10 protein-coding genes are annotated in these 13,451 nt (G+C 67.3%); 4 read left to right on the top strand and 6 right to left on the bottom strand.

Translation table 11 applies throughout. From position 1 onward, the window contains the following. Positions 1-95 precede the first annotated feature (95 nt). A complete protein-coding gene (locus ADJ79_RS02600) occupies positions 96-2,210 on the top strand; it encodes a hypothetical protein (protein WP_050714661.1) in 2,115 nt (704 codons plus the stop codon). A gap of 400 nt (positions 2,211-2,610) precedes the next feature. Here ADJ79_RS02600 and ADJ79_RS02605 read toward each other — a convergent pair whose 3' ends face one another. The 5 genes from ADJ79_RS02605 to yjgA all read right to left on the bottom strand — a co-directional run bounded on the left by ADJ79_RS02605 (position 2,611) and on the right by yjgA (position 7,741). Then, entirely contained in the window at positions 2,611-3,369 is a 759-nt protein-coding gene (locus ADJ79_RS02605) for a YggS family pyridoxal phosphate-dependent enzyme (protein WP_050714662.1), read from the bottom strand. Between the two features lie 42 nt (positions 3,370-3,411). Further along, a complete protein-coding gene (rapZ, locus tag ADJ79_RS02610; RefSeq protein ID WP_050714663.1) occupies positions 3,412-4,293 on the bottom strand; it encodes an RNase adapter RapZ in 882 nt (293 codons plus the stop codon). A gap of 101 nt (positions 4,294-4,394) precedes the next feature. Next, positions 4,395-6,179, bottom strand: a complete 1,785-nt coding sequence (gene recN, locus ADJ79_RS02615) for a DNA repair protein RecN (RefSeq protein WP_082202838.1) — start codon at positions 6,177-6,179, stop codon at positions 4,395-4,397. Between the two features lie 3 nt (positions 6,180-6,182). Next, positions 6,183-7,103, bottom strand: coding sequence for an NAD kinase (locus ADJ79_RS02620; RefSeq protein ID WP_050714664.1), 921 nt, complete (start codon positions 7,101-7,103; stop codon positions 6,183-6,185). Continuing rightward, the gene (gene yjgA / locus ADJ79_RS02625; protein WP_050714665.1) at positions 7,103-7,741 is read right to left on the bottom strand and encodes a ribosome biogenesis factor YjgA; all 639 of its coding nucleotides are present in this window, start codon (positions 7,739-7,741) and stop codon (positions 7,103-7,105) included. The genes ADJ79_RS02620 and yjgA overlap by 1 nt, the downstream gene beginning before the upstream one ends. Positions 7,742-8,046: 305 nt before the next feature. On the opposite strand from yjgA, the gene pmbA reads away from it, so the two are divergent. The 3 genes from pmbA (at position 8,047) to ADJ79_RS02645 (ending at position 13,086) form a co-directional block, all read left to right on the top strand. Further along, positions 8,047-9,480: a metalloprotease PmbA gene (gene pmbA / locus ADJ79_RS02630; RefSeq protein ID WP_050716355.1), complete on the top strand. Its 1,434-nt coding sequence runs from the start codon at positions 8,047-8,049 to the stop codon at positions 9,478-9,480. Positions 9,481-9,938: 458 nt separating this feature from the next. Next, positions 9,939-11,558, top strand: a complete 1,620-nt coding sequence (gene guaA / locus ADJ79_RS02635; protein WP_050714666.1) for a glutamine-hydrolyzing GMP synthase — start codon at positions 9,939-9,941, stop codon at positions 11,556-11,558. Between the two features lie 307 nt (positions 11,559-11,865). After that, positions 11,866-13,086 carry a site-specific integrase gene (locus ADJ79_RS02645; protein WP_050714667.1) on the top strand — a complete coding sequence of 407 codons (1,221 nt, stop codon included), beginning with the start codon at positions 11,866-11,868 and terminating at the stop codon, positions 13,084-13,086. 70 nt (positions 13,087-13,156) lie between these two features. Here ADJ79_RS02645 and ADJ79_RS02650 read toward each other — a convergent pair whose 3' ends face one another. Continuing rightward, positions 13,157-13,402 (bottom strand): AlpA family transcriptional regulator, encoded by a 246-nt coding sequence (locus tag ADJ79_RS02650; RefSeq protein ID WP_050714668.1) that lies wholly within the window; start codon positions 13,400-13,402, stop codon positions 13,157-13,159. Between the last annotated feature and the right edge of the window lie 49 nt (positions 13,403-13,451).

Consider the following 13,451-nt stretch of genomic DNA (forward strand, 5'->3'; position numbering starts at 1 on the left):
ATGGCCGCAGAATCGGCGCCAAGCATGAAAATTGCATGCTTCACCGGCTTGACGCGCCATCGCCGTCTGCCAAAAACGCCCGACAACCGCCGCCCATGTCCTCCCGCCGCCTGGCCTTTCCCTTTCGCCTGCCCTGGCATCGCGCTTTCCTGGCCGCTGCGCTGCCGCTGGCGCTGGCCGGGCGGCAGCTGTGGCAGCTGCTGCAAGCGCCGCAGGAAGGCGAGGCGCCTGTTGCCGTGTCGCCCTGGAGCCTGCCGCTATGGGCGCTGGGGGCGGCTGCGGCCCTGCTGTGGCTGCTGTGGGTGCTGCGCTTTTGCCGCAAGGGCCGCGTCATCCTGGATGAAAACGCGCTCACCGTGCAGCACGCCGGTCAGACGCTGGTGGTGCCTTACGCCTGGATCCGCTCCATCAACTTGCTGCGCCGCGCGGGCTACCAGTGGCTGCGCGTGGAATACGAGGGCGGCATCGTGCGGCTGCCGCACGCCATGCTGCCCACCGGCAAGGCTTTCGACAAGCTGCGCCGCGGCCTGCGGCACATGGCCCGGCTCACGCGGCAGAGCACGCTCATGCAGGCCACCGATTCCTTCGTGGAAGTCGAAGACAACCTGCCCGCTCCCGCCTCCACCACGCCGCCCCGGCGCGCGCGCCTGCTGCTGTGGCTGAACGCCTGGCTGGCCCTCACGGCCCTGCTGTGGTGGGTGGCGCTGGCCTGGCTGCCCACCGCGCCCAGCTTTGACAACGCCGTGCGCGAGACGCTGGCCCAGCAGTCCCGCCAGGCCTCGCCCTTCGGGCCGCAGTCGCTGGATGCCGGCCTGGGGCCGGTCTGTCTGGCGCTGGATGACGAACCCCGGCCCGATGGCCGCTCCGCCAGCCCAGGCGGCATGGCCTGGCATGAAGACTTCATTGACGAAGCCGCCCGCCCGCAAGCCCAGGCCCAGGCCCGGCAAGCCGGCCAGACCGGCGCAGCCGGCGCGGCCAGCGCCGCTGGCGACGGCGGCGCGGCCCTGCCTGATAGCGCCGCCGCCCCGGGCCGCCGCCTCCAGCAGCTGCGCGCGCTGGCCGACGCGGGCGTGCTGGAGCGCACCCGCATCAACATCCCGCTCAATGGCGCGCTCTACCCCGCCACGCGCTTTCGCCTCAGCCGCCAGGGCTGGGCCAGCAGCGGCTGGGACAGCCAGCCGCACTGCTTTGAACTCGGCTGGCGCCACTACCTGGGCCTGACCGGCTGGCACAGCGAAACGCCCGACAGCAACCTGGAGCGCAGCTACTACGCCGTGCGCGTGCTCACCGGCCCCAACGCCAGCCAGACGCCCTACTGGGCCAGCCACCCCGCCGTGCAGCGCGCCTTTGCCGACACCTTGGGCCGGGCGCTGCGGCCCGAAATCCGGCAAATCGTCCTCGTGCGCGAAGCCAGCGGCTGGGCCGGCCAGCAAACGCGCGGGCGCGCCGCCCGCTCCGAAAGCGGCTGGAAATACTGGCAGCGCGAGCTGGAAATCCTCTACGGCAAGGCGCAGCGCCAGCTCCTGCTGGCCTGGATCGCCCTGCGCGGCGGCGGCGCGCCCAGCCAGACCGAGGCGCGCCAGGCCATCGAAAAAATCCACGGCGCGGCCGCCGCCAGCGCTGACGCCCAGAGCTGCCTGCACCTGCCCGGCCACCCTGACTGGCCGGTGGATGAAGAACTCAGCGCCCAGCCCGCGCGCTACAGCGTTGCCCTCTACGCCCAGGCCGAGCGCGCGCCCGAAAGCCGCGTCGTCACGCGCACCCTGCCCTACCTGCAACGCCTCAAGGAGCTGGGCGTGCTGCACAGCGAGCGCCGCAGCATCAGCGCCCGGCGCGGCCCGCAGGCCGGCCAGATGGTGGAAGCCGACGTGTACGAACTTACCCCCGCCATGCAGCCCGCCCAGCACCGCGACTACGCCTGGTGCCTGCCCCTGGGCGAACCCAAACTGGACATCATCGACCTTGACATCGCGCCCCCCAGCGCCTCTTACGGCCTGCTGCCGCGCTTTCGCTACCGCCTGCTGCGCACCTACCCCCACCCGCCCGACTGGGCGCAGCGCAGCGATTTGCAGGCTCGCTGGCCCGAGTTGCGCGACGCGCTTGCGCGCGGCCAGTTCTGCGAGGGCGAATTCACCTACGACATGGCCCGCCACGAAACCGCTGGCGGCGGCGCACGCTGCCGCTGGGCGTATGACGCGAGCGCTTCCTGAAAACCCGTTCAAAGCCTTTCCGTGAGTGCGCGGCCCCGGGCGCACGCCCCAGGCCTGGCCGCGAGGGCTGCCGGAAGGCATCAGAAAAAGGAGCAAATTCAGGCGATCTAAAACGCCGCTCGCGCCCTTTCCACTAGGACCTCATGCTATGAAACAAGGAGCGGAATAAGGGGTCAGCAAGGGGGAAATGGCTTGCGGGCGGATGCCTGGCGCCGGGCTGTCATGCCCGCCCTGCTCTCCCACGGGAGACGGCGTTTCAGCAGCCTGCCGGGCGGAGCTGGCCGCCCGGGAGCTGGCCGCCCGGGAGCTGGCCGCCCGGCGAGGACTGGCAAGGCCGCAGGAGCTGCCCGGAGCCGCTTTTTTCGCGCTCACGGGCGGACGCTGCGAACAGAAGGGTTTCTCACGCCTTGCCTTCGGGCCAGTAGTGCGAGTCAGGCAGGCTGCGCGCGCCGAAGATGGCCTGGCCCACGCGCACGGTGGTCGCGCCTTCTTCAATGGCCCATTCAAAGTCGCCCGACATGCCCATGGACAGCTCGGCCAGGGCCGCGCCTTGCGGGGCGTCTTGCCGCAGGCGGTCGCGCAGATCGCGCAGCAGCGCAAAGCACTGGCGCACTTGCGGCTCGTCGGTGGTGTGCATGGCCAGCGTCATCAGGCCGCGCACGTTCAGGCTGGCGAAGGCGGGCAGCTCGCGCATGAAGGCCAGCGCCTCTTGCGGCGCCAGGCCGAATTTGCTGGCTTCGCCGGAAGTGTTGATTTGCACCAGCACGTCCAGGCTGCGGCCCAGCGCTTGCAGGCGCGCGTCCAGCGCCCGGGCCACGCGCAGGCTGTCGAGCGCGTGAAATTCGCTGGCGAATTCGGCCACCAGCCGGGCCTTGTTGGTTTGCAGGTGGCCAATCAGACACCAGCGCAAACCGGGCATGTCCTGGCGCATGGCCTGCCATTTGCCGTAGGCCTCCTGCACTTTGTTTTCGCCCATTTCGCGCACGCCGGCGGCCCAGGCCAGGCGCAGGCGCTCCTCGGGCACGGTTTTGCTCACGGGCAGCAGGCGCACGTCTTGCGGACTGCGGCCGCTGCGCTGGCAGGCGGCGTCCATGCGGGCGCGTATGGCGGCGATGTTGCGGCGCAGGTCTTCTTCGGTCAGGGCGGTGGTGTAGTTCATGGCTTTCGTGGGTGTTTTTTGAAGGGGGGAAGGGGCCGGGTTTCAGCCCAGCTCGCGGTGGCGCGCCAGCGTGCTCCAGCGGGGGGCGAACTGGCGGGCCAGCTGCTCGGCCAGATAGACGGAGCGGTGCTGCCCGCCCGTGCAGCCAATGGCCACGGTGACGTAGCTGCGGTGGTCTGCGGCCAGGCGCGGCAGCCAGGTTTGCAAGAAGCTGGCGATGTGCTCTTGCATCTGCGCCACTTCGGGCTGGCGCGCCAGGTAACCGGCCACGGGCGCGTCGCGGCCCGTGAGCGGGCGCAGGGCCGGTTCGTAGTAGGGGTTGGGCAGCATGCGCACGTCAAACAGGTAGTCGGCATCCAGCGGCGCGCCGCGCTTGAAGCCGAAAGACTCGAACACCAGCGTGAGGTGCGCGGCGGGCGCGGCGATCACGCTTTTGACCGCCGAGGCCAGCTGCGCGGGGCGGATGTGGCTGGTGTCAATCACATGGGCGCGGCTGCGCAGGCCGTCCAGCATTTCGCGCTCGCGGGTGATGGCTTGCGCCAGGGCGGGCAGGGCGTCGGCGTCGGCAGGGTGGATGGCCGAGAGCGGGTGGCGGCGGCGCGTTTCGGAAAAGCGCCGCGTCAGCGTTTCGTCATTGGCGTCCAGAAAGATGACGCGCGCCTGCCCGCCCAGCGTTTTCAGCAGCGCGGGCAGCTGCGGCAGCGAGGTGCGGCTGCGCGCGTCAATGGCCACGGCCACGCGCCCCGTGCCCTGCATGGCGGGCAGGGCCAGAAAAGCCTGAAGCAGCTCGGGCGGCAGGTTGTCCACGCAGTAGTAGCCCGCGTCTTCCAGCGCGCGCAGGGCCACGGATTTGCCGGAGCCGGACATGCCGGTGATGAGCACCAGATCGAGCGCAGCGGCAGGAGCATCAGAAGCGGCGGACATGGGAGCCTTTCCGTATCAAAAAAGGAGCAAATTCAGGGCATCAGAAAACGGCATCTGCGCAGTTTCCACTAGGACATCATGCTATTGAACAAGGAGCGAATTCAGGCTGCATCATCCGCCACCCTATCCGCCGCACCGCCTTCCGCCCTGCCCTTTCGGGCGCGGGCTGTTTTCCGCGCGCCGCCCGCTTCAGGCGCTGCAAGCTCCGCAGCGGCCGGGGCCTGCCCGGCGGCCAGCATTTCGCGCGCGTGAGCCAGGGTGGCGGCTGATTGGGGGTCGCCGCCGAGCATGCGGGCGATTTCGGCGTCGCGCGCGTCGCCTTCGGCGGCTTGCACGCGGCTGCTGGCGCCTTCGGCGCTGCTTTGCTTGCTGACGACCAGCTGCTGGTGGGCGCAGGCGGCCACTTGCGCCAGGTGGGTGACGCACAGCACTTGCCGGTCTGCGCCCAGCTGGCGCAGCAGCTGGCCGACGGTGATGGCCACGGCGCCGCCCACGCCGGAGTCCACTTCGTCAAACACCAGCGTGGGCACGCTGCCCAGGCGGCTGGTGGTGACGGCGATGGCCAGCGCCAGGCGCGAGAGTTCGCCGCCGGAGGCCACTTTTTCGAGCGGCCGGGGGCTGACGCCCGCGTGGGCGGCCACGAGAAAGGCCACGTTTTCCAGCCCGTGCGCGGCGGCTTCTTCGGGCGCGAGGGGGGGCAGTTCGATGACGAAGCGCCCGCCGGGCATGCCCAGGCGCTGCATGGCCTGGGTGACGGCTTCGGCCAGCCGGGGGGCGGCGGCGGCGCGCGCGGCGCTGGCGCGGCGGGCTTCTTGCAGCCAGGCGGCGCGGGCGGCTTCGGCGCGCGCTTGCAGGGCGGCCAGGTCGGCGGCGCTGTCCAGCCGCGCCAGTTCGGCCTGCCAGGCGGCCAAGGTGGCGGGCAGTTCTTCTGGCGGGCGGCGCCAGCGGCGGGCCAGCGAGAGCCATTGGCTCAGGCGCTCATCGACTTCGCGCAGGGCTTCGGGGTCGGTTTCGGCGCGGGCCAGCCAGCCGCTGAGCGAGTGGGCCACGTCGCCCGCCTGGGCGATGGCCGCTTCCAGCAGCTCGGCCAGGGGGGCGAAGTCAGGCTCGATGTGGCTTTGCGCCTGCAAGGCCGCTTGCGCCTGCTCCAGCGCGGCCAGGGCGTTGCGGCCGCCGCTGTCGCTGTCGCCTTGCAGGGCTTCGCGGGCGGTTTGCGCGGCGTCGATGAGGGCCTGGGCGTGGGCCAGGCGTTCGTGGCGCTGGTTGAGTTCGGCCCATTCGCCTTCGCCGGGGGCGAGTTTTTCGAGTTCGCCGATTTGCCATTGCAGGCGCTCGCGCTCTTGCGCCAGGGTTTCTTGCGCGGCGCGGGCTTCGTCCAGCTGGCGGGCGGCGGCGCGCCAGGCGTGCCAGGCGGCAGCCAGCGGCGCGGTGTCCAGCCGCGCGTAGGCGTCCAGCAGGGCGCGGGTGGCAGCGGGCCGGGTGAGGCTTTGCCAGGCGTGCTGGCCGTGGATGTCCACTAGCCACGCGGCGGCTTCGCGCAGCTGGGCGGCGGTGGCGGCCGAGCCGTTGATCCACGCGCGGCTTTTGCCGCCTGCGTCCACGGTGCGGCGCAGCAGCAGCGTGGCTTCTGGCTCAAAGCCCGCTTCTTGCAGCCAGGCGGCCAGGGGCGCGGGGGTGTCGAATTCGGCAGCCACTTCGCAGCGGCTGGCGCCTTCGCGCACGGCCAGGGCGTCGGCGCGTGCGCCCAGGGCCAGTTGCACTGCATCGAGCAGGATGGATTTGCCCGCGCCGGTTTCGCCGGTGAGCGCCGTAAAGCCCGCTGAAAAGTCCAGCTCCAGCTGCTTGACGATGACGAAATCGCGCAGGCTCAGGTGTCGCAGTGCCATAGGTCAGACGGCTCCTTGGTTCCAGTGGAGTTTGTGGCGCAGGGTGTCGAAATAGCTCCAGCCTGCGGGGTGGAGAAAACGGGCCTGGTGCGGCGAGCGGCGCACCACGATGCTGTCGCCATGCTGCAAGGCGGCGACCGACTGGGTGTCAAAACTGGCGCTGGCTTGCGGGCCACCGACCACGCGGATGACGATTTCCGCCGGATCGGCCAGCACCACGGGCCGGTTGGAGAGCGCCTGCGGCGCAATGGGCGCAAGCACCCAGCCCGGCAGCTGCGGATGCAGGATGGGGCCGCCCGCCGCCAGCGAGTAGGCGGTGGAACCCGTGGGCGTGGCCACGATCAGCCCGTCGGCCCGGTAGCGGGCGATGAAGCGGCCATCGGCATGCGCTTCCAGCTCCACCATGCTGGCGGCCGCGCCCCGGTGCACGACCACGTCATTGGCGGCCAGCGCCTCGAACACGCAAGCGCCTTCGCGCAGCACGCGGCCGTGCATGAGCGCGCGCTCGTCGCTTTCGTAGCGCCCTTGCAGCAGCATGGGCGGCAGCAGGTGGCGGTATTGATCCAGCGCGATGTCGGTCACAAAGCCCAGCCGCCCCTGGTTGATGCCGATGAGCGGCATGCCAAACGGCGCCATCTGCCGCGCCAGCCCCAGCATGGTGCCGTCGCCGCCCACGGCCACGCCCACATCGGCGCGGCGGCCCAGCTCGTCCACGCGGGCCACGTCGCAGCCCACGGCTTCCAGCCACAGCGCGCGGGCGCATTCGGCTTCCACCAGCACGTGCAGGCCCAGCTCCTGCAAAAAGGCGTGCACGTCCAGCAGCGCCGCGCGCGAGGCGTGCAGGGCGCTGCCGCTGATTGATTCATGGTGCTTGCCCACCAGGGCCGCGCAGCGAAAAGGCGCAAAAGCAGGCGCTGTGCTCATCACGCGCGTTCTTCGTTCAACATGCCGCGAATGAGCTGGAAAAGCTCGCGCCAGGCGCGGCCCTGCCGCACGCCCTGGCCGGGCGCGCTGGCCACGGCGGCGGCCTGCGCGCGGTCTTTGCGGGCCTGGCGGATGAGGGCGCGCAGCTGCTGCGCGTCGGTCTGCGCAAAGCGCGCCATCCACTCGTTCAGCGCGGCCTGGCTGGCGGCGGCATCCGGGGCGGCCAGGCGCTCGCGCCAGTCTTCGGCGGCGTGCAGCAGCAGCGTGTCTTGCGCCGCGCCCTGGCGCTGCTGCTCCAGCGCGGCGTGAATGGCGGCAATGCCGTCTTCATCCAGCTGGCGCATGAGCTTGCCCACGTATTGGCTCTGGCGGCGGCGGCCTTCAAAGTCGGTGATGCGCGCCAGCTCCGCCAGCGCCTCTTCCAGGCGCGCGGGCAGCGCCAGCGCTTCGCGCAGCGCCGGGCGCAGCGTCAGCAGCGCCTCGCCCAGCGCCTGCAACTGGGCGCTTTGCGCCTTCAGCTCGGTTTTGCTGGGCGCGTCGCCGCCTTTGAGGGCGCGCCGGTATTGCTCGTCCAGCTCGCTGCCTTCGGCCACGAACTGGCCGCGCACAAAATAGCCTTTTTTCGGTTTTCTCGCCATTTTTAAAAATCAGTTTCCATTCATTTTTGAAAGGGTATTCAAAATAATCTCCCGGGGCAGAATGAAACCCATGCCGAAAAGCCTGTTTGCATGCACTCTCCGGCCAGAAACATCATGTTTGCCAGCGCTGTTGCAACAGACCCCGCAACGGCTGAAATCCGGCAGGGCGCGCGCCCGCCTTCCGCATGAAAAGCGTGTATGCCCGTTAATGATGCCCGCCCCCGGAAAAACCCATTGCATAAATGCCTGCGGCAATACTTTCACCAAAAGAAACCATGAGAAACCGCAAGTATGATAGCCGCACCATGCGCAAACCCGTGAACAAACCCGAAAAAACCGCTTCCGCCGCTTCTTCTTTTGCGCCTGCCGCCAGCGCGCAAACGCTGCCCGGCTTTACCCACAGCCGCGCCCAGTTTGAAGAACTGGCGGACGCCGCCATGAGCCATGCCCGCAAGCTGGGCGCCAGCGACGTGGCCGCCGACGTTTCCGAAAGCGCGGGCCTGTCGGTCAGCGCGCGCCAGGGCGAGCTGGAAACGGTGGAACACAGCCTTGACAAATCACTGGCCGTGACGGTGTACATCGGCCACAAAAGCGGCTCGGCCAGCACTTGCGACTTCTCGCCCCAGGCCGTGCGGCAAACCGTGCAGGCCGCCTACGACATCGCCCGCTACATCACCGAAGACCCGGCCAGCGGCCTGCCCGACGAAGCCGACGTGGCCGGCCCGCAGGCCGCCAGCCTGGACCTCGACCTGTTCCACCCCTGGAACCCTTCCGTGGAACAGGCCCTGGCCCTGGCGCTGGCCTGCGAGCAGGCCGCGCTGCAAACCAGCCCGCACATCAGCAACAGCGAAGGCGCCGGCGTTTCGGCCCAGCAAAGCCACTTTTTCAGCGCCCACAGCCACGGCTTTCGCGGCGGCTACGCCAGCTCGCGCCACAGCTTTTCCGTCTCCGTCATCGCGGGCCAGGGCGATGCCATGCAGCGCGACGGCTGGTTCAGCGCCGAACGCAACGCCGCCCGCCTGGCCAGCCCCGAAGCCGTGGGCCGCTACGCCGCCGAGCGCGTGCTCAGCCGCGTGGGCGCGCGAAAAATCAGCACGCGCGAATGCCCCGTGCTTTTCGAGGCGCCCCTGGCGGCGGGCCTGCTGGGCCACTTCGTGCAAGCCGTCAGCGGCGGCGCGCTCTACCGCAAAAACACCTTCCTGGCCGGCTCTCTGGGCCAGCCCGTGTTCGCCGGACACGTGGAAATCACCGAAAACCCCTTCATTCCCGGCGGCCGTGGCAGCGCCCCGTTTGACGGCGAAGGCGTGCGCGTGACGCCGCGCCAGGTGGTGCAGGCCGGCCGCGTGGCGGGCTACTTTCTGGGCAGCTACTCGGCGCGCAAGCTGGGCATGAAAACCACCGGCAACGCGGGCGGCTCGCACAACCTGCGCCTGTACTCGCGCCAGACCAGCGCGCAAGACGATTTGCCCGCCATGCTGCAAAAGCTGGGCACGGGCCTGTTCGTGACCGAACTCATGGGCAGCGGCGTGAACTACGTGACCGGCGACTACTCGCGCGGCGCCAGCGGCTACTGGGTGGAAAACGGCCAGATCGCCTACCCCGTGCAGGAAGTCACCATCGCCGGCAACCTGCGCGAGATGTTCCTGAACCTGCAAGCCATCGGCGCCGACGCCTACACCTACGGCGCCAAAACCAGCGGCTCCGTGCTCATCGCCCGCATGAAGGTGGCTGGCTCCTGAAAGGCTGCTCAAAGCCCGGGAACCCATCCGCCGCACCCGCCAGGCATCATCAAAAACAGAAGCAAATTCAGGCAGGTAAAAATGCCGCTCTGCGCAGTCTGCACTAGGACATCATGCTATGAATGAAGGAGCGAAATAAAGCCGCCCGCCCGCAGGCCTGCGGCGCATGCCCTGCCCGTTCCAATCCGCTTCCCCGCAGCCCGCCTTTGAACAGACGCTGAAAAGCCGCCCGGCTGGCGGCGGCGGAAACAAACCCGGCCTGCGCCCACAAAACACCGCGCCAGCTTCCAGCTCCATTGCCTGACTCCACCGCCCGGCTTCACCGCTGACTTCACCGCACAACTTCACCGCCTGACGCGCGGCAAGCGCGCGCCGCCCCAGCCGTACGCCCCAGCCGTACCATTCGCCCCTGCCTTTTTTCGCGCCGCGCGCTGCGGCGCTCCACGTTTTCTCAAAAAATGGCCCATCACAAAATCCTCATCCTCGATTTCGGCTCTCAGGTCACCCAGCTCATTGCCCGCCGCGTGCGCGAGGCGCACGTGTATTGCGAAGTCCACCCCTGCGACGTCAGCGACGAATGGGTGCGCCAATACGCGGCTGACGGGCAGCTCAAGGGCGTCATCCTCTCCGGCAGCCACGCCAGCGCCTATGAAGACAGCACCGACCACGCGCCGCAAGCCATCTTCACGCTGGGCGTGCCCGTGCTGGGCATTTGCTACGGCATGCAAACCATGGCCCAGCAACTGGGCGGCAAGGTGGAAGGCGGGCACAAGCGCGAATTCGGCTACGCCGAAGTGCGCGCCCACAGCCACACCGCGCTTTTGAAGGGCCTGCAAGACTTCTCCAGCCCCGAAGGCCACGGCATGCTCAAGGTGTGGATGAGCCACGGCGACAAAGTGGCCGAACTGCCGCCAGGCTTTGCGCTGATGGCCAGCACGCCCACCTGCCCCATTGCGGGCATGGCCGACGAAGCGCGGCACTTTTACGGCGTGCAATTCCACCCCGAAGTCACGCACACCGTGCAAGGCCGGGCCATGCTGGAGCGCTTCGTGCTCGATATCTGCGGCGCCCAACCCGACTGGGTGATGCAAGGCCACATCGCCGAAGCTGTGGAATCTATCCGCCAGCAAGTGGGCAGCGAAGAAGTCATCCTGGGCCTCTCAGGCGGCGTCGATTCATCCGTGGCCGCTGCGCTCATCCACCGCGCCATTGGCGACCAGCTCACCTGCGTGTTCGTCGATCACGGCCTGCTGCGCCTGAACGAAGGCGACATGGTCATGGACATGTTCGCGGGCAAGCTCCACGCCAAAGTGGTGCGCGTCGATGCCAGCCAGCTCTTTCTCGATGCCCTCAAAGGCGTGAGCGACCCCGAACAGAAGCGAAAAATCATCGGCAAGCTCTTCGTCGATGTTTTCAAGGCCGAAGCCGAAAAACTCAAAGCCAGCGACGCCACACGCAAAGGCGCCGCCTTCCTGGCCCAAGGCACCATTTACCCCGACGTGATCGAAAGCGGCGGCGCCAAAAGCAAAAAAGCCGTCGTCATCAAAAGCCACCACAACGTCGGCGGCCTGCCCGAACAACTGGGCCTGAAACTGCTGGAGCCGCTGCGCGATTTGTTCAAAGACGAAGTGCGCGAACTCGGCGTGACCCTGGGCCTGCCCCACGACATGGTCTATCGCCACCCCTTCCCCGGCCCCGGCCTGGGCGTGCGCATCTTGGGCGAAATCAAAAAAGAATACGCCGACCTGCTGCGCCAGGCCGATGCCATCTTCATCGAAGAACTGCGCTCCACCATCGAGCCGAACAGCGGCAAAAGCTGGTACGACCTCACCAGCCAGGCCTTCACCGTGTTCCTGCCGGTCAAGTCCGTTGGTGTTATGGGCGATGGCCGCACTTACGACTACGTCGTCGCCCTGCGCGCCGTGCAAACGAGCGACTTCATGACTGCCGATTGGGCGGAATTGCCGTATGCGCTGCTGAAAAAAGTTTCTTCAAGAATCATTAATGAAGTGCGGGGGATTAACCGGGTGACGTATGACGTTTCCTCCAAGCCGCCGGCGACGATTGAGTGGGAGTGATTCGGCGTCTGGCACTGGCTGGCACCTAGTGGCACGAAAACACACCTAAGCCCGCGTAAATGCGGGCTTTTTTTTGATTTCATTCGGCACCGCCTGGCAACATTTGGCATCGCCAAGCACCGTTTTTTCATGGCATGATGGATGGCATTGAATGCTTCTATGCCATGAGAAGTCGCCGATACCATGCAACCACCTTGTGGGTGTTCATGGTATTGAATTGGCGTAACGCAATGATTTTGTTGTTGTTTTACGCCAGGATAGACCGATTTTCGGATCATGGTATTTGAGCTGAATCAGGGCGAGAACCATGCTGACCGATACCAAGCTGCGCAACCTCAAGCCGAAGGACAAGCTCTACAAGGTGAATGACCGTGACGGCCTCTATGTAGCCGTCACGGCCGCCGGAGCGATCTCATTCCGCTACAACTACTCGATCCACGGTAGGCAGGAGACCATCACCTTCGGCCGCTACGGTGTCGGCGGCATCACCCTGGCGGAAGCCCGCGAGCGGTTGGGCGAGGCCAAGAAGATGGTCGCGGCCGGGAAGTCACCGGCCAAGGAGAAGGCGCGGGATAAGGCCCGCGTCAAGGACGCGGAGACATTCGGGGCCTGGGCGGAAAAGTGGCTGCGCGGCTACCAGATGGCCGACTCCACCCGCGACATGCGGCGCTCAGTCTACGAGCGCGACTTGAAGCCGAAATTCGGCAATCAGAAGCTGGTGGAGATTACCCACGAGGACTTGCGGGCACTGACTGATGCCATCGTGGAGCGCGGCGCGCCGGCAACGGCAGTGCATGTCCGCGAGGTGGTGATGCAGGTCTATCGCTGGGCCATCGAGCGTGGCCAGAAGGTCGAGAACCCGGCGGAGCTGGTGCGTCCAACGTCCATCGCCAAGTTCGAGCCGCGCGACCGTGCGCTGACGCCCGACGAGATCGGCCTGATGTACCAGTACATGGAGCGCATTGGCACAGCGCCATCCATTCGGGCGGCGGCCAAGCTGCTGCTGTTGACGATGGTGCGCAAGAGCGAGCTGACCAACGCGACTTGGAGCGAGATTAATTTCAGCGACGCGCTTTGGACGATCCCGAAGGAGCGGATGAAGCGGCGCAATCCGCACCTGGTGTTTCTGTCCCGCCAGGCGCTGGACATCTTCATTGCCCTGAAAACCTTCGCCGGTGGATCGGACTACGTGCTGCCGTCCCGGTACGACTCGGACCTACCCATGAGCAGCGCCACGCTCAACCAGGTGCTGACGCTGACGTATCGGCTGGCGCAGAAGGAAGGAAAGCCGCTCGCCAAGTTCGGGCCGCATGACTTGCGGCGCACGGCCAGCACGTTGTTGCACGAGGCCGGCTACAACACGGACTGGATCGAGAAGTGCCTGGCGCACGAACAGAGAGGCGTCAGGGCCGTCTACAACAAGGCCGAGTACCGCGAGCAGCGGACGGCGATGTTGCAGGACTGGGCGGACATGATCGACGAATGGACGCTCAAGCGGCCGAAGCTTAAGTCAGAGGAGGTCAGGTAGGCAGCGCCTCCAGAACAGCGACCTTGGCCTCGGCAGTCATTGACACTTGAGGGGCGCTGCGTTTTAGCCGCTAAAAAGCGGTGGCTGCGACCGATGGGGTGAAGCCGGGCCGCATGGCCTGCGTGCCCGATGACTTGCGTGCCTCGATCCATTCCTCGACCTCAGCCAAGTCCCAAGCGACGTTTCGGCTGGTGAGTGCGATCCGGCGTGGGAACTCCCCGCGTTGCTCCATGTTGAAGATCGTGCGCTCAGACAGCGGGATCATCGCCAGCAGCTTCTTGCGGTTGATGAGTGTCTTGCTTGTCGTTGCCTGCATCCCTTGGCCTCTTTCGGTCACTAGCGAACATGTGCCAGATGGTGCTTGG

This window comes from Ottowia sp. oral taxon 894, from assembly GCF_001262075.1.
GTDB lineage: Bacteria > Pseudomonadota > Gammaproteobacteria > Burkholderiales > Burkholderiaceae_C > Ottowia > Ottowia massiliensis.

Coding starts and splice junctions, on each gene's coding strand:
- ADJ79_RS02600 (WP_050714661.1), top strand. CDS start 96: ATGTCCTCCCGCCGCCTGGCCTTTCCCTTTCGCCTGCCCTGGCATCGC.
- ADJ79_RS02605 (WP_050714662.1), bottom strand. CDS start 3,369: ATGAACTACACCACCGCCCTGACCGAAGAAGACCTGCGCCGCAACATC.
- rapZ (WP_050714663.1), bottom strand. CDS start 4,293: ATGTCCGCCGCTTCTGATGCTCCTGCCGCTGCGCTCGATCTGGTGCTC.
- recN (WP_082202838.1), bottom strand. CDS start 6,179: ATGGCACTGCGACACCTGAGCCTGCGCGATTTCGTCATCGTCAAGCAG.
- ADJ79_RS02620 (WP_050714664.1), bottom strand. CDS start 7,103: ATGAGCACAGCGCCTGCTTTTGCGCCTTTTCGCTGCGCGGCCCTGGTG.
- yjgA (WP_050714665.1), bottom strand. CDS start 7,741: ATGGCGAGAAAACCGAAAAAAGGCTATTTTGTGCGCGGCCAGTTCGTG.
- pmbA (WP_050716355.1), top strand. CDS start 8,047: ATGCGCAAACCCGTGAACAAACCCGAAAAAACCGCTTCCGCCGCTTCT.
- guaA (WP_050714666.1), top strand. CDS start 9,939: ATGGCCCATCACAAAATCCTCATCCTCGATTTCGGCTCTCAGGTCACC.
- ADJ79_RS02645 (WP_050714667.1), top strand. CDS start 11,866: ATGCTGACCGATACCAAGCTGCGCAACCTCAAGCCGAAGGACAAGCTC.
- ADJ79_RS02650 (WP_050714668.1), bottom strand. CDS start 13,402: ATGCAGGCAACGACAAGCAAGACACTCATCAACCGCAAGAAGCTGCTG.